Source organism: bacterium, from assembly GCA_021158245.1.
Taxonomy (GTDB): Bacteria; Zhuqueibacterota; QNDG01; order QNDG01; family QNDG01; genus QNDG01.
This window is the reverse complement of record JAGGVB010000201.1, coordinates 24973-47054: the sequence shown is the minus strand read 5'-3', so window position 1 is coordinate 47054 and position 22082 is coordinate 24973. Positions and strand designations below refer to the sequence as shown.

16 protein-coding genes and 1 tRNA gene are annotated in these 22082 nt (G+C 37.4%); all 17 read right to left on the bottom strand.

Annotated features, from left to right (window positions below):
* The coding region (locus J7K93_12405) for a sigma-54-dependent Fis family transcriptional regulator (protein ID MCD6117811.1) at positions 1 to 1178 on the bottom strand (1178 nt) is incomplete at its 3' end.
* 10 nt (positions 1179 to 1188) lie between these two features.
* A complete protein-coding gene (locus J7K93_12400) occupies positions 1189 to 2433 on the bottom strand; it encodes a PAS domain S-box protein (GenBank protein MCD6117810.1) in 1245 nt (414 codons plus the stop codon).
* Between the two features lie 2 nt (positions 2434 to 2435).
* On the bottom strand, positions 2436 to 3110 hold the full coding sequence (locus tag J7K93_12395; GenBank protein ID MCD6117809.1) for a response regulator: 675 nt from the start codon (positions 3108 to 3110) through the stop codon (positions 2436 to 2438).
* The gene (locus J7K93_12390) at positions 3103 to 3420 is read right to left on the bottom strand and encodes a hypothetical protein (protein MCD6117808.1); all 318 of its coding nucleotides are present in this window, start codon (positions 3418 to 3420) and stop codon (positions 3103 to 3105) included. Before J7K93_12390 ends, J7K93_12395 begins: the two co-directional genes overlap by 8 nt.
* 12 nt (positions 3421 to 3432) lie before the next feature.
* Positions 3433 to 4269 carry a response regulator gene (locus J7K93_12385; protein ID MCD6117807.1) on the bottom strand — a complete coding sequence of 279 codons (837 nt, stop codon included), beginning with the start codon at positions 4267 to 4269 and terminating at the stop codon, positions 3433 to 3435.
* Positions 4270 to 4292: 23 nt separating this feature from the next.
* Complete coding sequence (locus tag J7K93_12380) at positions 4293 to 5492, bottom strand: HD domain-containing protein (protein ID MCD6117806.1); 1200 nt, start codon at positions 5490 to 5492, stop codon at positions 4293 to 4295.
* Positions 5493 to 5856: 364 nt separating this feature from the next.
* Positions 5857 to 7911: a PAS domain S-box protein gene (locus tag J7K93_12375; GenBank protein MCD6117805.1), complete on the bottom strand. Its 2055-nt coding sequence runs from the start codon at positions 7909 to 7911 to the stop codon at positions 5857 to 5859.
* A gap of 39 nt (positions 7912 to 7950) precedes the next feature.
* Positions 7951 to 8316 (bottom strand): response regulator, encoded by a 366-nt coding sequence (locus tag J7K93_12370; GenBank protein MCD6117804.1) that lies wholly within the window; start codon positions 8314 to 8316, stop codon positions 7951 to 7953.
* Positions 8317 to 8358: 42 nt separating this feature from the next.
* Complete coding sequence (locus J7K93_12365) at positions 8359 to 8724, bottom strand: response regulator (GenBank protein ID MCD6117803.1); 366 nt, start codon at positions 8722 to 8724, stop codon at positions 8359 to 8361.
* A gap of 308 nt (positions 8725 to 9032) precedes the next feature.
* Entirely contained in the window at positions 9033 to 10379 is a 1347-nt protein-coding gene (locus J7K93_12360; protein ID MCD6117802.1) for a sigma-54-dependent Fis family transcriptional regulator, read from the bottom strand.
* Between the two features lie 5 nt (positions 10380 to 10384).
* Positions 10385 to 12811: a PAS domain S-box protein gene (locus J7K93_12355; protein MCD6117801.1), complete on the bottom strand. Its 2427-nt coding sequence runs from the start codon at positions 12809 to 12811 to the stop codon at positions 10385 to 10387.
* 308 nt (positions 12812 to 13119) lie between these two features.
* Positions 13120 to 13198, bottom strand: a tRNA-Met gene (locus J7K93_12350).
* 45 nt (positions 13199 to 13243) lie between these two features.
* Positions 13244 to 16690 carry a fused MFS/spermidine synthase gene (locus J7K93_12345; GenBank protein MCD6117800.1) on the bottom strand — a complete coding sequence of 1149 codons (3447 nt, stop codon included), beginning with the start codon at positions 16688 to 16690 and terminating at the stop codon, positions 13244 to 13246.
* A 221-nt stretch (positions 16691 to 16911) separates the two neighbouring features.
* Positions 16912 to 17727 (bottom strand): formylglycine-generating enzyme family protein, encoded by an 816-nt coding sequence (locus J7K93_12340; protein MCD6117799.1) that lies wholly within the window; start codon positions 17725 to 17727, stop codon positions 16912 to 16914.
* Positions 17699 to 19984 (bottom strand): hypothetical protein, encoded by a 2286-nt coding sequence (locus J7K93_12335; protein ID MCD6117798.1) that lies wholly within the window; start codon positions 19982 to 19984, stop codon positions 17699 to 17701. Before J7K93_12335 ends, J7K93_12340 begins: the two co-directional genes overlap by 29 nt.
* A 62-nt stretch (positions 19985 to 20046) precedes the next feature.
* Complete coding sequence (rbsK, locus tag J7K93_12330) at positions 20047 to 20967, bottom strand: ribokinase (GenBank protein ID MCD6117797.1); 921 nt, start codon at positions 20965 to 20967, stop codon at positions 20047 to 20049.
* Between the two features lie 54 nt (positions 20968 to 21021).
* Positions 21022 to 22020 (bottom strand): hypothetical protein, encoded by a 999-nt coding sequence (locus J7K93_12325; protein ID MCD6117796.1) that lies wholly within the window; start codon positions 22018 to 22020, stop codon positions 21022 to 21024.
* Positions 22021 to 22082: the final 62 nt, after the last annotated feature.

Below are 22082 nucleotides of genomic sequence, written 5' to 3'. Positions count from 1 at the left end.
AGGTCTCTGTGATCTTCAAGAAACATAAAATTATCGGGTTTCAGCAAATTTTCGTGATTCATTATTACTGCAGTTTCAATGCTGTTCTCAAGCTCCCTTACATTGCCGGGCCAGTCATACTGTATTAAAAGATCCATTGCTGAATCAGATATCTTTTTATCTCGATTATATTTGGCATTAAACTGCTGTAAAAACTGCTCCACAAAAAACGGAATATCTTCTTTACGGTTTCTAAGCGGCACAAGTGTAACCGGTACCACATTCAATCTAAAAAAAAGATCCTTTCTGAACGTCCCTTTTTTCACTTCTTCCTTAAGGTTTCTGTTAGTAGTCGCAATAACACGCACATCCACACTTACACTTTTCCCGCTTCCTACTCTTTCAAATTCCTGATACTGAAGTGCCCTTAAAAGCTTGGCCTGCACCTGGAATCCCAGTTCACCTATTTCATCAAGAAGTAGTGTGCCGCCGTCTGCAAGTTCAAATCTTCCTTTTGATCTTTGTACTGCACCTGTAAAAGCTCCTCTTTCATGTCCGAAAAGTTCACTCTCAAGCAGAGTCTCCGGGAGAGCAGCACAGTTCACCTTAATAAACGGTTTATTTGCCCTGGTGCTCATTTTATGAATTGCATTGGCAACAACTTCTTTGCCTACACCTGTTTCACCCTGAATAAGTACCGTAGAATCCAGGGGGCCTACCATTTCAATCATACTTTTAACTTTTTGGGTAGCCGCGCATCTTCCGATAATATTACTTGAAACTTCGCTTTTTACAAGTTGTTCCTTCAGATATTTATTCTCAGAAAGCAGATTCTGATGCTGAAAAACTCTCTCAATCACAATATCAAGTTCTTCCAATTCAACTGGTTTGGTGATATAGTCAAAAGCTCCTTTTTTCATAGCCTCCACTGCTGTTGATACGGATCCGTATGCAGTAATAATAACTACTTCTGTAGATGGTACGGTCTTTTTTATATTTTCGAGAAGCCTGAGCCCGTCCATCTCTTCCATCTTTAAATCACTTATTACGAGATGAAATGAACTTTTTTGAATTTTTTCCATTGCCTTCATGCCATTTTCAGCTGATGTTACTTCAAAACCCTTTCTTGTAAGAACATCACTAACAAAACGTCTCAAAATAGGATCATCTTCAACAACTAAAATCTTCCTGTCAAGCATGTTATTCTCCTCACTCCATCGGTAAAAATATTTTTACAGTAGTTCCTATATTTTTCTCACTTTCCAAACAGATTTGCCCGCGGTGTAAACTGACAAAATTTTTTGCCAGTGCAAGCCCGAGGCCAAGCCCTTTTTCCCTTGTTGTAAAAAACGGTACAAATGCTTTTTTACTAATTTCTGATTCCATGCCACTGCCCGAATCGGAAATAGTAAGGGAAACCGCACTATTCCCTGCGAGCCTGGTATTGTTCTTTGAAATATTGATTCTTAAAGTCCCGCCATTCTTCATAGCTTTGAAACTGTTATCCAGGATTGAAATAATAACCTGCTCAAACAGAATCGGGTCAAGCCTTACATTTACAGGCTTCTTTATTCCATTTTTAATAATTACGCGTATATTCCTCTTCACAAATTCCTTTTTCTCGGTAAAGAATTCAGTAACATCTTTAACGAATTCTGTAAACTCAACATCATCAAAGTGCGGTTTTACCGGCCTTGTATAAATCTGGAATTTTGATACAATCTCATCAAGAAGAGTTACAGATGAAATCACATGATCAATCATATTCCGTATAGGATCATCTTTGTCGAGAGATTCTGCTATAAGATCCACATATCCTCTTATACCTCCAAGCGGATTCCTTATTTCATGTGATACAAGAACAGCCATCTGGTTCAGGGCTGTCTGAGTACGAACCTGCTGCATCTCATCTTCAAGATGCTTTATTCTCGTAAGATCACTGAAGACTTCCACTGCCCCGAGAATATTATTACTACTGTCCTGCACAAGAGAGGTGCTGTACCTTACAGGAAGTATTTTCCCGTTACTTATGTGCATCTCTTTTTCTTCAAGTAACAGAGCTTTTCCGCTGCTTAAAGTATAGAGAGGTGAAAATCTGTTGCTTACACTTTTGTCAAACAGTTTATTGTAGTGTTTGCCTATTGTCTGTTTACCTGAAACTCCGGTAAGGATTTCAGCACCTCTGTTGAAAAGTACTACAGTACCGGAAGTATCAACAACAATAACACCATCAATCATACTGTTAAGTATGGAATCAAAAAAGAGCCGCAGTTTATTCACTTCATAAAAATTATCTTCGAGCTGCCTATTTTTCTTTGATATCTCAAGATTGAGCTTCTCAATTTTGTTTGTTAACTCCCTGTAGGAATCTCCGAGATCAGAGACACGCATATTAAAGGAATCGAATGCGTTTGCAAGAGAATTTTTACTACTTGTTTTTTGTTTCTGTCCCATGCCTATTTCTCACTCATTTTTAAAAGCTGAGATCTTCTTAGCTGGTATTCTTCTTCCGGGATTATTCCTTCTTCTTTTAAAAGCAGAAGTTTCTTTAATCTTTCCTGTATGCTCTGTACACTCTGATCACGGTAAACAGCATCTCCCCGTACTTTCTGTTTTTGTAAATCAGCAACCGGATGAGAATGAATTACATGTGTCTGATGTAATATTTTCTCATATTCTTCAACTTTTCCGGCCAAGACTTCAATTCTTTCTTTCAATTGATTATTTTCTTCAACAATCTTTTTTTCTCTGAGACACCTCGTAATACTCTCTTCGATCTGCTCAAGTGCAAAAGGTTTTATCAGATAATCCTGAACGCCCTGTTTTAAAGCAGTAAGTGCAGTATCAAGGCTCGGATGGCCCGTCATGATAATAATGATTAACGACGGAATGGCTTTTTTTAGTTCTTCTGCGAGCTTGATTCCATCCATACCGTGAATAAAAATATCAATAACTGCGATTCTGAACGGTATCTCTCTCGAATAACTTATGGCTTCATCCGCATCCTCTGCCACGGCAACAACATATCCCTTTCGGGACAGGAATCTTTTTAAAACATCCCGCAGAAACGGATCATCATCCACCACAAGCAGCGGGATCTTAATATTGTCATATTTCTGTTTATCAGCCATTGTTATGATCATCAAAAGTAAAATCTACAACAATTTTTTCTCCGCAGGTACAGACTATTTCAAGCCCCTTTACTTCATCACCATCTCTTATTAAAGAAACAATCGGTTCATTACTCTTTTGATGCAGGCTTGGCAGCTGTTTCTTAAGAGAAGAATATACTGCCTCACGTGCTTTAATAATTTTTCTTCTTCTTACAAATGGGCCTCCCTCATCATTCTCTCTATTCTTTGATATTACATCCCATTTTTTTACATTCTGTACAGTTTTGTCCCCCTGAACTTTCTCGGTATTTTTAAGTATATTTCCCATAATATTTCCCCTTTATCCGGGTATATAAGTCACTGTAGTGTTTGTATCATCTTTTCTGCTTAAAACATTTTCAAGTAAAGATTTGATCTGATGCAGTGAAAACGGTTTTGATAAATATCCGTCAGCCGAGCTGTGGGAGGCTCTGTTTTCCGTATGGATTGAATGATACCCTGTGATCAGTACAAATGGTATATCAGGATACTTCTCCTTTGAATGCTTCATAAGCATCCAGCCGTCCATCTGAGGCATACGCAGATCTGATATCACAAGGTCAATATTCATTCTTCCTAAAATTTTCATAGCTTCAATACCATTATGAGCACTTACAACATGGTATCCCAAGCGTGAAAGCATCTTGTCAAGAATAGCACAAAGGACAGGTTCGTCATCCACTACCAGAATACTTCTTCCCGAATCATTATCATCATTGTATATATCACTCGCATCCCATTCACTTTTTTCATCTTTTACTTCGATATCTTCCTCTTCGCGTGTTCTGCTGTAAAGAAGTTTATCTCCGCTGTACCCCTGAAGCCTGAAATGGAACGGCAGCAGTCTGTTATCGCTTTTAATTTGAAGCTGAATTTTTGTCACATCAACAGAAAAATCAACTTTGATATATCGGATAACATCCCTTGTTAATTCCTCAATAAAAACATCTTCCACCTTTGCCCTTGATTTTCTATCAACAGTAGATAAAGATATAACAATATTATCCGGGAAAATATTTTCATCGCCATACTCAACAGAAATTGAACGGAGCATCGATTTTAAGCTGTCAAGTACAATTGAATACGGAATGATCCTGGCCTTGTTAAAAAATTCCTCTTTTTCTCTTAAAGATTCCATTACCATATTATCCTTCGAAATCATTAATAGATAAATTGCAGTTCCCCTTTGCCATTTTTAGAGGTATCCACAGACACCGGCTTCGGAGAAATCGGTTTTAAATACGAATCCGCAATCAGTATAACTTCTACATTTCCGGATTTACTGCTGTCCGGTACTGCAACAACACCATAATACCCTGTTATTTTAGAATCAGGATGTCTTATTATTCTCACATTTGACCCTACAGGGAATCTGGTTACTACTTTGTATAGTGTATCAACAATTGACGAATTCAGCCCGGTTCCTGATTCTCTCGACAATTCTGCAAGTGCTTCTGCAGGAGAGAACCATTTTTTATAAAAATTGCCTGAAATTAAATTTTCAAATGTATCAGCAACTGCGATTATCTCTGCAAACCTGAAAATTGTATTGGGCAGAATAAATTTCTCGCGAATCGGAGGTTTATTTTTCCCTTTCAACTGCATTGGGAACCCGTTTCCGTCCTGCCTTTCATGATGCTGCATAATCATTTGCCGCTCAACTTCAGTAAATGACCGGCTTTTGTTTAAGAGCCTGTCTCCAAGGACAGGATGAAGCTTGTAAAGTGCAATCTCCTCTACGCCCAACTGCCAGTACTGTTTACTATAGATTTGAGGCATTGCTGCTTTTCCGACATCATGAAGTATAGCTCCCATTGCAAGCTCAACAAGTTCGTTCTCAAAAAATTCGTATTGGCCTCCGATTAATATAGATATTAATGCTACATTAAGCACATGATTGTGCAAAGCATTGCTTTGAGGAATCCCTATAATAGGTTCATAATCAGCATTTTTGCCAAAAAGATAAATGTCGTGAATCATATCATGGATAACTCTTTTCAACAGCGCAGGAGATGAGGGGTTTATCCTGATTTGGTCATCCCTCATCTTATGTATGGGAATCTGGTTTTTATTAGTAAGGTGGGACACAGCCTCTCTCATATCATCATAAAAAAGTGATATAGCAGACATCGCCATATCCCTTGTCTCGTCTGCAAGCAGATTTTCAGGAATAATGTGTTCTGTACCCTTTTCGCTGATATATATTGATTTATATCCCATTTGTTTAAGCTTTGTAATTACCTGTCTGGAAATTTCAATTCCGCTTCCCAGAAGCAAGGTTCTTTTTCCGCCAAAATAGCTGTAAAGATGCTGGCCTAAGATCATTCCGGGTTTTAACTTTTTTACAAGGTACTGTCTCAACTCTCTCTCTATCCTCCTTACCAATTCCTCTGCAATACTTGCCGGTTAAAATATACAAAACACATATTTCTTAAAGCAAAAATAGAACCATTTTTACTGCTCGTACAAATCAGGCACTATTCAATCAATTAATTTTGTCTTACAATTCTGCAGATAAAATAAGACTGTTTAACCCCTTATAAATCATATTAGTAGACTAAAGTACGCATTCGAAATTTAAACATTAATAAACAGTATCTAATTCTACCGAATCAACAAATAAAAAAGAAAATATGTACCAGTACCGGTTATTTTTTACCTACCCCCATCAAAAGACACTTCCCCCTCTTTTAAAAAACCTGTACGCCTCAAAGACTCACAAATATCAGGCGCAGGTAATCATTCTTTGAACAATATCTTTAAAGTATTCCAATGGGAAAGGTTTCTTAAGTACAGCATTAATTGACGGCATCTGCATCTCATGTGAAAGCCATGTTTTATAGTCAGGATTGTCATAATATCCAGTAACATAAATTACCCGCTGCTTAGAATTTAAGGTTCTAATCTCTTTTACAAGCTGAGGCCCTGACATTCCCGGGATGCAAAGATCTGAAACAACTATATCCGGTTCAATTTTTTTGTATAGTTCTATAGCTTCTTCTCCGGTCGATACTCCGTAAGCTTCCAGCCCCATACTCTGACAAACCTGTACTAATATATCAACCAGTGAACTTAAATCATCAACAATTAAAATACGTGGAGTTTCTCTTAAAGAAAGATCCTTGTGAAAAGGGAATTGTATTGTAACTTTTGTCCCTTCTCCCAGTCTGCTGTCAATAGAAATACTTCCGCCGTATTGATGAACAAAATAATTTACACTGCTGAGCCCAAGCCCTGTTCCAAAGGGTTCATCTTCCTCAGCTTCTGTCGGAGACGGTTTTGTTGTAAAAAATGGTTTAATAATATCCCCTTTTATCTCATCGGGAATCCCGCATCCTGTATCCGACACTTCAATGTAAATATTTTCATCATCATGTCTGGTTTTGACAAAAAGCTTTCTTTCATCACTGTCATGCATTGCATCAAGGCTGTTGCCTATAACATTCATAAGTATCTGGCTGAAATGAGTATAAATTCCGAATATTGCAGGGAGGCTGGTATCAAGCTCTATTGTCTTTTTAACCTGATGCTTAAAAAACATGTTAGATTCAAGGAATTTCAGTTCAATATTGATTAATTCATTAAGATTGATTCGTTCTTCTTTAGTATCATGATCATGCCTGCTTTTTACCATTAAATTATCAATAATACTTTCCATTACATCTACTTCTTCAAGTATCATTTTTATTTCATGCGTCTCGCCATTATCAAGTGCCATCAACTGCGCATACCCTTTTATGCCACCAAGAGGTGTTTTAAGATTGTGAGCCAGGCCGGATGCCAAAAGCCCTATCTGTTCAAGTTTTTGTGATTCTACTAATTGTGACTGGCTTCTTGACAATTTTTCCAGTGACTCTTTTAATTCAATATTAGCCCGGGTAATGCTGTCATTCAGCCTTATAGCTTCAATTTCGGCATTCTTTCTCTTTGTAATATCTTCCAGTGATAAAACAGCCCATCGTTTGTTATTACTCTCAAGCGGGATTACATTTATTCTATAATAAGAACTTGACGATAACGAAGTTTCTTTTACAATTGATTCCTCAATACCTATGACTCTCTCTCCTGCTTTGAGAGCTCGGTTAATACTTTCATTTATTAAACATCTTCTGCATAACGGCCCGATACCGCATCCGCGTTTGGACTTAAAATGTTTGGAACACTGAAGCACTTCACCTATTCTTTTGCCAAGTGCAAATTTCTCAGGGAACCCGCTGACTTCTGTCCCTGTACTATTGATCCTTCTGATTCTTTTGTGCTCATCAAGTACAACAAGAATAGTAGGCACAGCATCAAAAACTCTCTGGAGTTCTTCCGCTCTTTCTAATAGCTCGTTTTCTGCATTCTTGCGCCTTGTTATATCCCTTAAAAGCATTAAGACCGTTTCTGCATAACCATACTGGTCTTTCAGTAAATTTAAATTCGCTTCAACAATATATTCACGGCCGGAACGGCTTATGAGTGTAAGTTCAACAGGATAATCAAGAGTATTGCTTTCAGTTAATTGGCCTATCTTTTTTTGTATTTTATTAAGGCTGCTGCCTGTAAAAATAGACTTAATTTTTTTCGATACTATACCATCGTAAGTATATTCCGTTAATTTAAGAATTTTTTTATTTGCATCGAGAATTTCGCCGCTCAGAGCAAACACTGCAATTCCGTCCGTAGTAGAATTAAAAAATGCCTCATACCTGCGGGCAAAGACAATCAATGGATCTGTCGAGATATTGGTTTCTTCGTTTAACATTATACTATTATTCTGTTCCCCGTATTTACCCATTAATTCCCTCCTGAACACACCTCCGGATAATTATCCTGATTATCCGTGATTTACAAAAACATTTTGCTCCATTACTTCAATCAGATCGTTGATTGCAATAGGTTTAGTTAAAATATTATATTTACTTTCCTGCCTGGGATATGAATGTGCTGACAATATCACAACATTAACAGATGGGTCCATTGCAGAAATTTGATCATAAAGTAAAAAACCGTCAAGTCCGGGCATTCTCGCATCAACAATAACATTTCCGATTATATCGCCGCCCACTTGCCGTTCTTTTAAGAATTGAAGTGCCTCCATTCCGTTATTAGCTTCATATACAGTGTACCCCATGTCTTCGAGCCCAATTGAAAGTGACCGGCGGAAATTTTCACTATCATCAACGAGCAGCACTCTTTTCACTTTTCTCTCCTTTCTGACAGATTTTCCCCCGCATTGTTCAGGTTAGCGGTTTTCATTTTGCCCTACATTTGCGATCAAATCTACCATTTCCATAATTTTAAAGGGCTTGTGCAGGAATGGAAAATTTCTCACAGGATCAGGCGGATCAAAAGCTGATATCATGATTAGAGGTATTGAAGGATATTCATTTTGCATCTTCAAAACAAATTCATCACCCCTCATATCAGGCATTCTTATATCAGTAATAATTACATCAGGGAAATGTGTCTTATTTTTATTCTGATTTAGAAAAGAAAAAGCTTGCTGGCAGCTTTCATATCCTTTAACTTCAAAACCTTCAAACTCAAGTTGTATTATCAGCGACCTTCTAAAATTTACATCATCATCAACAATTAATATATGATTCACAGGCAGATCTCCCTCTATTTGGAAATAGTAGTGTAAAATATATATCAATTTTTATGCCAGAGATAAAACCGGAAAACTTCAAACAATATATGCCTGTTTCAATGAGGGTTTTTCTATATAGCGTAATTGTTAATAATCAACACTTACAACAAGTGTTCAAATTACGACAAAACAGCGAGATAAGTGTTTAAAGTTTAATACAGGATACTATTGCAGAAACATGTAAATCATTTTACTTTGATAGGATATAACAATTATATTACAATAACAATCGTTATAAATGGAAATAACAGCAGAATTTCAGGAGTTTATGTAATTCCGTAAGATTTTAGCCTTGATATCAAGGTGGTCCTTGATATATTGAGTATATCAGCTGCCTTCTTTTTATTGCCTCCGGTCTTTTCAAGAATTGATATTATATATCTTCTTTCAACCTCTTTCAATTCAAGATCTCCATTAATATTTATACCTGAATTTTGTTTAACAAGCCTTACAAGTTTTTGAGGTAGGTCATCAATAGTTATCTTGCTCTGCCGTGCAACAATCATGGAATGTTCAATTGTATTCTCCAGCTCTCTGACATTACCAGGCCACCCATATTCAGCAAACAGGGCATAAACAGAAGGATGAATTGTAACGCCTTGTTTATCCATTTTTTCCCCATAACTCTCAAGGAATCTTTTGCAAAGTACAGGGATATCTTCACGCCTCTCCCTCAGCGGAGGAATTTCAATAACTGCAACAGAAAGCCGGAAATAAAGGTCTTCTCTAAAGAGCTTCTCTTTAATTAAATCCTCAATATTCCGATTTGTGGCTGCAATAATCCGTGCATTGCTGTTTCGTTCAGTAACTTCCCCTACTCTTCGGAAAAATCCGTTATCAAGAAAACGAAGAAGCCTTACCTGGAATGCAGCAGGAGCCTCACCAATCTCATCGAGAAAAAGTGTTCCTGTATTAGCTTCTTCAATCAATCCTCTCTTGTTGACCGAAGCACCTGTAAATGCCCCCTTTGCATGGCCGAACAATTCACTATCAAGAAGCGTATCAGGAAAAGCGCCGCAATTGACCGGAACAAATGGCTTCCCTGAACGTTCACTCAAGTGGTGTACTGCGAGAGCGACCAATTCCTTGCCAACACCGCTTTCACCGCGGATTAAAACCGGTACATCCCATTTTGATACCATTGCGACCTGATGCATAACATTCTTCATCAAGGGGCTGGCTGCCACTATATCTTCAAAAGGATAGGTATCGGAAAGAACTTTTTGAAGAAGACGCACGGTTTTTTTCAATTCCATATTAGCGAGGGTTTTCTCAAGAACCATCTCCAGCCTGTCAATTGAAAATGGTTTTTCAATAAAATCCATTGCACCGAGCCTTATTGCTTCAACTGCTCTTGATATTGTGCCATGAGCGCTCATCAAAATAACTTCTGTTGTAGGGCTGATCTGTTTTATTTTATTTAAAAGTTCAATGCCGTCAACATCACCCATAATAAGATCAGTAATAACAACATCAATATCATTTTCCTGAATTTTCTCAACAGCCTCTTTTGGCGCTCCTGTATCATCTACTTTGTGGCCCCAGTCCTCAATCGCCACACGTAAAGACCTTCTTATATTTCGTTCATCATCAACTATTAAAATGTAGGCCATACTTTTTACCTCTTAACAGGAATTGATACTGTAACAGCAGTACCCTGGCCCTGTTTACTGTCAATCTTTATAGAACCTCCATGAAGTTCAACGTTTGTTTTTACAATATGCATTCCCAATCCCATCCCCCTCGCCTTTGTAGAAAAATATGGTTCGAAAATATTTTCAAAATTTTCTACAGCAATACCCTCTCCGTCATCCTCAACTTTTAAGATCACACACGGATCTTTCACTTTACCATTTTTATTAAGAAAAACCTTTACTACACCTCCCTCTTTTACTGCCTGCAATCCGTTCTTTATTAAATTAATTGCAACTTGTTCAATCGCATCAGGATCAATATGGATATCAGGCAGTTCCTTTGGAGGGCTATAAATAATCTTCTTGCCGAAAATCAACTCAACATCCTGATTTAATACAAATATTGCTTTTTTAATCACCTGCCGCAAGTCACTTTTGGCAAAGTTTAATCTCTTTGGTTTACTGAATTCCCTTAGCTCATTGATAGTTCTGATTAATCTTTCAGTCTCCCATGATATAATATTCATTAATTCATTAAGCTTTCCCTCAAGCTGAAGTTTTCTCTGCAGAACCTGTATGGAATTATCAATTGCAGCAAGAGGATTGCCTATCTCGTGTACAATATTACTTGCCAAAGCGCCAAGGCCGGCCAGTTTTTCGGACTGTATTAATTTGTTCTGAGTCTCTTTTAACTGTTTTAAGGTTATTTTTATCTCCTCATACAGCTTTGCATTCTTTAAGGAGAGCCCGAGGTGCAGTCCTGTACTTGAGAAAAAATCATCTGACAAATCAATGGGCAGATTTTTGACTTTTCCTATCAGGTTTATTGAGCCTTCAATATATGAGTCTATCTGAATAGGTATAACAAGGCATTGATTAAATCTTTTCTTAAGCGATTCATCCTCAGAATATTGCGGATCTTTGGCAATAAGCTGCCTCAGGGGATAAATTTTGGTATGCCCATGCAGAAGAGATCTGCGATAAAATGAATTTTTATCAAGAAAAAGCTCCCTTATTCTATTCTGTGCTTTGGGAGATGCGCTGCTATGGGTTTCCACATCAATGTCTGTCCTGTCCTTATTCAGAATAAATATCGAACCGGAAGTAAATTCTGTTTTTTCAATAAGTACATCAAGTGTTTTCTTTAATATTGATTCAATATCAAGTGTTGTTGATATCTCATGAGCAAGATGTACAAGAGAACTTAATTGAATATTTTTATTGTGAAGGGCAAGTTCAGCCTCACGACGTTTTGTTATATCTGAGAAACTCATTACAACAGATACCAGCCTGTTTCCTGAGTGGTCAAACTGAGGAGTTACATCAACCAGCAGCCATCTTATAATGGAACCGTCTTTCACCAGCCCAACAACCTTATTAAGCACTGTATAATGTTCTTTAATACTTACTGCAATTGGATCATGAGACTCATCGTAAACAGTCCCATCCTCCTTGATCAGAGTAAATCCGGCTGACCATAAACTCTTTCCATATATGTTGTTTACATCGACCTCAAGTATCTTTTCTGCTGCAGGGTTGCCTGAAATTATTTTCCCATCTCTATTATAATAGAGTACCCCCTGAGCAATTGTTTCAAAAAGTGTTCTGTATTTTTCTTCTGAAAGGCGTATCGCTTCTTCTGCCTGAAGACGTGCAGATATATCACGGAAAACTTTAACCGCTCCTATGATGTTTCCTCTTTCATCCAATATAGGAGAAGAATTCCCATCAATAGGCACTGTAGAGCCATCTCTTTTTAACAGCATTGCTCCGCTTTTTAAAAAATATATCTTCCCCGAATTCAAACTCTCGGCTGTAAAACTATTTAGAGTATTGCCGTTATTTTTATCAATAAATTTAAAAACTTCGTTAATTTTTCTGGAAACCACTTCTTCGTTCTTATATCCAAGCATCTCAAGAGCGATCTTATTTATAAATCGGATTTTACCATCTGCATCAGTTGCAATTACTCCATCTCCTATACTGCGGAGAGTTGTTGAAAGCCAGGCTTCATTCTCGCGTAATTTCTGATCCATGCCATGCTTGTATATTGCCATTTCAATGGTACTTTTCAATTCCCTGCTATTAAACGGCTTAAGAATATACCCGAATGGCCCTGTCTGTTTTGCTTCCTCAAGAGTTTTTTTATCGGCATATGCTGTTAAATATACTATGGGGACATCATACTTGCTGACTATTTTCTCAGCAGTTTCAATACCGTTCATATCACCGCGAATGACAATATCCATAAGGATCAGATTTGGATGATACTGTTCGACCTTTTTAATAGCATCTTCACCGGAAGCTGATACTGCAGGTACACTATATCCCATTTGCTCAAGGCTTCTCTGAATATCTTCAGCTACAACCCGCTCATCTTCAACAACAAGTATTACAGGTTTTGGGTCCATAATTTTACTCCTTTTCCGGGATCAAGATATTTCCTTTACTATCCGGGTATGAGCATTTGCCAAGATAACCCTTTTAAAAATCCTCTGATTCCACTGTAATCTGCATTTAACATAGACTTTTGATATTCTTTTGGAATGTGTTTCTATATAAATATAGTAAGATGTTTATATTAAAGCAAGTAAAATATAAAAAATCGAGAATAGAAATACAATGATATAAGGGTATAAGTTTGCTGAATTTTAGCCCGACAACTTATTCCTTCATTCCCCCATTAAAAAACCCCACATTCTCTGCGGGGTTTCATTTGTAGCGGGGAGAGGATTCGAACCTCCGTCCGGCAGCTGCCGGATATGAGCCCAACGAGCTACCAGCTGCTCCACCCCGCGGTATTTTTTGACATACTTAATAGTCCATAATAATTAATCAAATATTTAATACGGCATCTTCTTTTTATATTCAGAATCAAGTTGAATCGCACGATTGAAATCTCTTCTGGCTTTTAAGGTATCTTTTGATAAATAATAAGCCAACCCTCTATTATAATAGGCATCTGCCTGATCCGGAGTAAGTTCAATAACTTTATCAAAATCAGATATTGCTAAAGCAAATTGTCCCTCCATAGCATATATCATTCCACGGTTACTGTAGGCTTTATCATAATCAGGATCTAAAGTGATAGCTTTAGTGTAATCTGATATCACTTTTTTAAATTCAGCTTCCTTTAAATTGTCAGATCTATTTGCTCTTGTTTGATAAAGCAAACCTCGATTAAAATATGCTTCTGCATAATCCTCTTTAAGCTTGATTGCTCTGCTGAAATCTTTCAAGGCCATTTCAAACTCTCCCTCAGAAGCATGAGCAATACCACGGTTATTCAAAGCAAGCCAGTAATCGTTATCAAGCGATAATGCCATTGAAAAATCAGATATAGCACGTTTTCTCTGATTTTTTGCAAAGAAAACAAGCCCACGCATATTATAAGATGACGCATGATCAGAACGGACATGTAAAGCATCATTCAACTGAGAAAGAGCCTTGGAAAACAGACCTTGATGATAATAGACAACACCTAAATTATAATGTACAATGGAAGATTTAGGATTTAACATTTCAGCTTTTTCAAACACAACTGCTGCTTTATCGTAAATCCTGTTTTCAAGTAATACTTTTCCTTGCCGAATAAGAGTATTAAAATCGCTTTTTTCAATGTTGGACACATCAACATTTCTAAAATTCATTAATTCATTCATTAAATATTTAACACCAGGGTGAGAAGGGACTAATTGTTTCGCCTTCTGAAATTCATTAAGAAAATTTCCTTCACCACGATCTCTCATCACAAGACCCGCCATAAGGTGTTTTGTGGCTTCGTTTACTATTTTTAATTCTTTTAACATTTTTGTTGCCTGTTTAGCAGACGATTGATTATTTTTAATATAGGGAAGAAGTGAAGTGGTATTTCTCATGATTAACTCATATGATCTCGCCCTGTCCTTTCCGGGATTTTTAAACCGGGGCGCGAATTCCAGGACAGGTCTGTCTAGGGTGTGGAGATCCGCTTTTTTTACTATATCATTTAATCCTCTTTCATCCATCTTAAACGCATCTAAAAAGTAAACCGGGTCATTTAAATTTACCAATTTCAGATCATCTTGAGCAAATTGTCTAAACCTCTTTAAAAAGACAGCCATGTCAATATGCAGCGGGTATTCGGAACCGACTATGAGAGCATGTTTATTGTAATGTGTGACTGCCATCCAAATTGAAACATGCGGGAATACTGAATGAAACGTATAAAGCAATGATTTAAAACTCTCTTCCGGCATCTCTACAGGGAGCCAGCTGGTCATGATTCCCCCTTTTTTCAGATGCTTTCTGCCATTTTCAAAATATTCTCTGGTATAAAGTCCTGAATTTCCTGAGTAAAAAGGCCAGATTGAATCGTTTAAAATCAGATCATATTTTTGATCTGTTAATGCCACATAATTTGCACCATCCATGATAATCGCTCTGAACTTAGGATTATGAATCACATCCTGATTAATATCAGCAAAATAATGAGCTGATGTCTCGAGAACACCTTTTGAAATTTCAACGATATCGACATGTTCTGTTTCATAGGTCGTCAGGATATGACTGGTCTCTCCGCTCCCAAAACCAACCTGCAGAACATCTTTAGGATTTGGATGTAGCAGCATGGGAATATGAGCCTGCAGTTTCTGGGTAGTCCTTAACGTAAAATCCGTACCAGCAACATTCATTGACCCTGTGGAAATAACCCTGTTACCATCAGGATAACGGTGAACGGTTGTGATACACTCCACTCCCTCATTAGCATAGAGAATCTTGACCTGGCTGTCAACCTGTTTTTCTCCGATATTATAGTACTGAAAAAGTATATTTGCCGGCAAAATTAATAACATAATAATAACCAGGATCCAGAGCATTGCAGGGAGAATCAACTCTTTTTTAAATAACCCTTTCTTTTCATGTCGACGCCATGGAATAACTGCAATAATTATTGATCCCAGCAATACTGCCACCACAGAAATCACGACTATGCATGTTTGTGTCCCCAGCCATTCAACCAGAAAAAACCCGGTTATCAAGGAGCCGAAAATACCTCCCAGGGTATTCACTGAATAAAGTTTTCCAAGAGATGCCCCTACATGGTTTATGCTCCTTGTATAGATTCTGGTAACAAGGGGCAGAGTCATACCCATAAGAATTGTCGGGCCGATCATAATCAAACCCGATAAAAACATCTGTTTGAATATCTGGTCACGCCACGTAAGGGCTTCCCAAAGATTGGAGATGGATTCAAATCTGCCGAAAAGGAAAATGGATGAAAGCCCCAAAATACCAATTGCCGCCTCAATAAATCCAAAAACTTTGAAATGGTTCTTAATAATTCCGGTTCTTTCAAGGAGTGTAAATAAAAGACTTCCCAAGCCCAGGCCTGCTAAAAATGTCGTCAGCATGATTGAAAAAGCATAGACTGTTGTATGGAGTTTGAACACGAGAAGACGGCTCCACAAAACCTCAAAGGAAAGAGAAATAAAGCCAGACAGTCCAAATCCGACAATTAATAAACCAATAATTTTATAATTAACCTGCTCTGTCTTGATTAATTCCGGTTCTTTCCGGTATCCAATAGAATCTCCCTTGGAGTCAAAATGCATGCTCAGCAAGAAAAATATAACACCCAGAAAAATATTCACCAACGCTGCGATTTGTATAGTTTTATTTATTCCAAAAATTTCAAGAAGTAAAAATCCTGTTAAAAAACAACCGCACATGGCTCCCAGAGTATTTACAGCATATAACAGACCTACCTTTTTACCGATTTCTTCTTTTTGCCTCACAAAATATTTACTTAGAAGAGGAAGGGTGCCTCCCATTAAAAATGTGGGTATTAATAAAACGGCAAACGAGAAGATTATTTTAATGATTAACAATAATGCGGCCGGGGGATTAAAATTCTGGAACAGAAGAGCATAGACATCATTCAATCCTTTTAAGAGGCATGGCATCAATAATGCCATGCCACCAATCCCCAGCTCCAGGAGGGAATAAATCTTTAATAACTTCTGCCTTTTATCAATGGACCGCCCTATGACATAACTTCCAAGAGCTAAACCACCCATATACGCGGCAAGCACTGCACTAACAGCATACGTGGTATTCCCGAAAATCGAAGTAAACATTCTTGTCCAGGTTACTTCATAGATAAGACCTGTCAGGCCGGAAATAAAAAATAACACCGTGATAATGATCCCTAAAAAAATAGAGGGCTTCAGAAAATTTAAACCGTTTACTCTGCTGCTCAAAGTTTGATGAGATGTTCTTATATAATGATAATGTTTGAACTTCTTCATGATATTGATATATCCCTATTTATGCCTGGAAAATATTGTCTTACCAGTCAAATGGCGTTTTCTTGTGAAAAACCATAAGATTTACTCCTTTTAAGGCTCAATTTAGGAAATCCCGAAATTGCAAACAACACTAAGTTAGCTTACAGGTTAATTTTTAGTATAACACAATTAATCCTTTTTCACTAACTATAACATTTATTACCTGGATTTAGCCTTAGATATTATCTCATTTTTTTAACACAACGAAATCCAATAGCTGATGAACGGTTAAATCCAGGATTTAACCACCAGAATTTCACTCTTTGCTGATTGGTCACAATGCCATTCGCCACGTACCAAAGACTACCAAATGACTGAAACCAACTGCCTCCACGAATATAAGAAAACCAGTGCCAGCCATCATCTTGAAAACTATCAGTCATTTCTGCCACATTCCCTACCATATCCAGCACACCAAACGGACTTGCTCCTTCCGGATAGGAACCAACGGGTTTCGTACCATTCGAATTCACGTTGGCCTTTTTCGGATCCCATTTATTCCCCCATGGGAAAATCCGCCCATCTGTACCCTGAGCAGCATATTGCCATTGTGCTTCAGTCGGCAATGCTTTACCTGCCCACTCAGCATATTTTTGTGCATCCCGGAAGTCTACATAAACAACTGGATAATTTTCTTTTCCTTTCGGAATTTTACCATTTTTCCAATGTTTAAGAAAATTCATCGGCCATTTTGGTTTGTAACCTGTAGCGTCCAAAAACTCTTTGTACTGTTTGTTCGTTACTTCATGAATGTCAATGTAAAAACTATCCAAATCTACCCAGGAATCTTCAACATAGGCGTCACCAATAGGTCCCTCTTTATAAGGTAGTAATTGCAGCCCCTCACGCCATCGATTGACCTGAATAAAATGAAATTTAGTTCCGGGCACAAGTACCATTCCTTTTGGAGCATCCTGACTTTTCAAAGGGAGAATGCAGCATAACAAAAAAACAATCAGAAGATTGCTATTAATAACCAACTTTGACCAGCGCAACATCCTTCACCTCCTTATTGTCATTGCGATATTGGATCATTACATACCCATCAGTACTTTTTTTAACTGAATCTCTATTAAAGGTCAGAGATTCGCTTGCTTTAACTTCTAAATTCTTTTTGTCTTGCAATGTACCATCAAAACCAATAAGTTCAAGTGTACCTGCAAGGTCACCAGTTATTTTAGCAGTCCAAATTCCGTTTTTCTTTGTTACATCAATTAGTTTAGGCATAGCTGCTATACATCCTGCAACATCGGGCATTTCTTGAGGTAAAAAAACATATTTTTTATTTTTCTCAATTCGAACTTCAACCGGTCGTTTATTCCACACATCTACTAAATGCCAATTGTCTGGGATATTAATCTGGAAAATGCGTCCGATTATGCGAGTATCCAGCCATCGTGAAATATTTTTACGCTCAGGTACCAATAGAGTATAAATGTAAATTCCATCGTTAAAGAAACCGTTTATATAGAGACCCTTTTTCAAACTAGGTACCAGAGGCATAGATCGATCTCCTTCAAATACATATGCGAAATTATGCATCGTTTCATTATATCTTTTAATTAATATTTTCTCGTCCCATGTTTGAACATTTATCTCACCAAACACATCATCCCATACCGCATAACCAGTGGCATTGAAAAACGCATTATATATCAGGTATTTCCTGTCTCGTTGCAGTCGTTCTGTTTTATAGATTTTATGTTCTGGTAATACGAAACGCAACAGATCAACGGTATTCATCGGCCATATTTGAAAATTTTCATTGTAATGAGATGTTGTAAATTGCAGCCCTTTAAATGAAGGTCTAAACTCAGAAAGAAACTGAGCACTCGGATTATATTTGTTTACTTCTTTTCTAAATGATTGATCTCCTCCACCCATTGTATCCAAGAATAGTCCATCTGCACCTACAGTCCCCAAATCCTCAGCTTGTCTCCTGTACATATTTTTTCGTTTCCGAATTTTATCCCAAGGATTAAATGGTAGATAAACCTTTGTTCCCATTGCATGTGCTGTATTTACAAACCTCTTCACACCATCAATTCCTCCTGGTAAATCCTGAAGAAGATCAAACTGATCTCTTGGATCCACACCAACACGGTTATAAGAATGCCAAAAAACAAACTGATCGAAACCGCCAAATTCATATTTAACTTTTTTCAGGTATTCACCAATAGTAAATTGGTTTTTAACAGGATTGTAAATGTTGTGATTATAAATAAAAGACCAGCAACCAAGAAACATATTCTTGAATTTTTCATTTCCTGGTCTCTTATAATTTGTAAAATCAAAACGACTTCGAAAACGATTTTTAAACCAATAAAATCCCTTATGCCAGTCGCCCTCAAAAACACGAAGCACACCTTCAAAAATATTAATTCTGCCCCCTCTATTAATACCCATAGATTGAGACGGCCACATAGCTTCTTCGATTGAATTAAAGCGCCATTTAAGATCTGATTTCTCCCTGTACAGAAAAACACCCAAATCTATCGCAGGGAATTCGACAATAGTCGGAATCATCGGATCGCTAGGTTCCGCCCTTGCCCCATTAAACATCATTCTAACTGATTCAGGATCGGATGATCGTTCCCACTCGTATACAGGATGATACTTGTCCATCATTCTCTCTGTCACTTTGGTCAGCACATATCCTGATTGTGCTGGATACAAGACCCTTCTTTCTCCGCCTGGAATTGGTGACAAAAAAGGCAACCACGGCAGACCGGGAACAATGCCTGTCGGGACCAAATCATCAGTTTCGCGATATAAATCATGAAAACCTTTTATCAGGCGATTCTCCAGCCATATTTTTACCTCTATCTGTGAAAGTTCTCGAACTGTAAGTTTTATAAAAAGATGGAATGGATTTTCCAAATAATTGGAAAAGGCATGAATAAGTACATCAACTTTTTCTTTAGTTTTGGTTATTTTAGCATTTCGAATCCCAAAACCACAGTTATAAAGAGACCAATTATTTTCAATCCCAACAAGCGGCATGGGATAACCAGGTTGAATTAATTCTATACCCCTTGGTTTGTACTTAAATGATGTTATTGAAAGTTTCCAGTCTAAGCTTATATGAATATACAAACTATCATTTTCAATTATTATCTCATTTGGAATATTTTCACTTGGGATTGCTTGAACTTTCACCGTGGAAAAGCAAGGGATTACGAATATAGTGAGTATAATGTTAAAAATTATAAAATAATTGAAGCGAGTGAAAATATTCCTACTTTTAGATTCCATTGTAATCTCCCTTTTCTCAAACCATTATTTTACATTCTATCAATACGATATAACTTAAAATATCAAACACCTGCAAATTTACGGAGTTCTTCTCGATTCGACATAGATGGTTGTGCTCCTAATTTAGTGGCTGCAAAAGCCCCTGCCATATTTGCAAATTTAACAGCATCCTTTAGAGATTCTCCATTTGACAACGCAAAGGCTAAGGCACCGTTAAATGCATCTCCAGCCGCTGTGGTATCTACCGCATCAATTTTAATGCTCGATATCATTCCCGAATGTACATCCGTGAGTAGAAAAGCCCCTTGTGCTCCCATGGTGATGATTACATTGGCTGCACCTTTTTTTCTTAACATGTCTGCAGCTTGTTTAGCGCTACTTTCATCTATGACTTTAATACCAGTCAAAATCTCAGCTTCGGTTTCATTGGGTGTCAATACGTCAATCATTCGCAATAAATCTTCATCTAATGGAAATGCCGGAGCTGGATTTAATATGACCATAATTCCGAATTCTTTGCCTAAACGTGCGGAATACCTGTTCGTTTCAACAGGAGTTTCTAATTGTAAAAGCATCACATTATGATCTGCTATAACGCCCTTTGCTTTTTCAACATCTTTTACTGATAAATTCATATTGGCACCAGAAGCGACTCCTATAGCGTTCTCCCCTTTTTTATCAACAAAAATAAAAGCGACTGCTGTAGGATATTCATTATCAGCGGTGATAAATTCTGTGTTCATCCCTTCATTTTGAAAATTTATTATGGATTCTTTCCTGTAATCATCAGCACCCATGTTTGCAACAAATGTGACATTCCCTCCAAGTCGCGCAGCAGCAACAGCTTGATTTGCACCTTTAGCACCATATGCTTTACTAAAAGTACCACCCACAATAGTCTCACCTGGTTTGGGCAGTCTTTCAAGTTTAACTGTTAAATCAACACCTGCACTTCCTATTACAATAATTTTCGATTTATTCATTTTTAACATCTCCTTTTAAAAAATCAAAACTAAATAAATAATAACTCTGACCCATCAATTTATATATTTTTTTGTTTGTTCAACTAAAGGGAGTAAATTCTTATCAATTGAATCTTCACTTTTCCTGATCTTTGCATTAAATAGAAACCAATGTTCTATGTGAGTTGTTTTACCCCCTGGCAATATTTTCACAATAGGACCCAAAGTCTCTATTTCCAACATACTTTGATTAGTAAATGTCTCATTGTTACAGCTTCCAAAATCAGGATAAATTGCTCCAGTAACATAAGGAAAACGTTTTATGAAAACCTGGCCATTAAGACAATAAGCTGCCCATCCAAGAGTATTGCCTAATCCAATCTTAACTTGTCCGGTTGCTTTGGGATCCTGTTGTAATTGAATATATTTTTTACCCCATGTCCATCTTGGATCACCCATATCAGAGTAATGCCATAAAACCATTGGTCTCGCCGGAGGCAGATATTCCGGATAGGGATACAGTGGCTCCTGAGGGAAAATGGCCCGACCATTTTCTGCCATTGTAGACATTGCCCAGGGTGCTGTCTCGATCGTCCAAAGATTTTTATTGATAAGAGTATGTTCAACTTTAACATGAGTTCCTTTTGAGTCAAGTGTAATCGCTATTTCTTTGATAAACCCGGTTGAATGTTCGACGGGCTGTATTAAAATCAATGTTGTACCATCCCAGACATATTTAATTGATTCATTGTCTGGTGCATATGAACGTGGTTTTGATTCTGGTGCATGCCAAAGACGATGTCCACCATAAATACGCCACTCATTACCACCTGTTTTGCCCATTTGATCTGCATACTCTTTGAAAAGATTTTGTTTACCGACAAAACCATATCTGATAACACGAGGGCCGACATCTGTAGTTATTACAAGTTCGACTTCATTATTACTCAATTGAATGCAATTTGGCCAGCCTCCGTAATTTATTTTCTCCATCTTGACCTGTTGTGCTTGCATAGGCTGAATTAATAAAAAAATGAATAATACTACTATAAAAATTAACAATTTCTTTCGCATTTCACAACTCCTTTCACCCTTCTTTTTAAACAATCAGAAAATAATAACTAAAATTGGGTTAG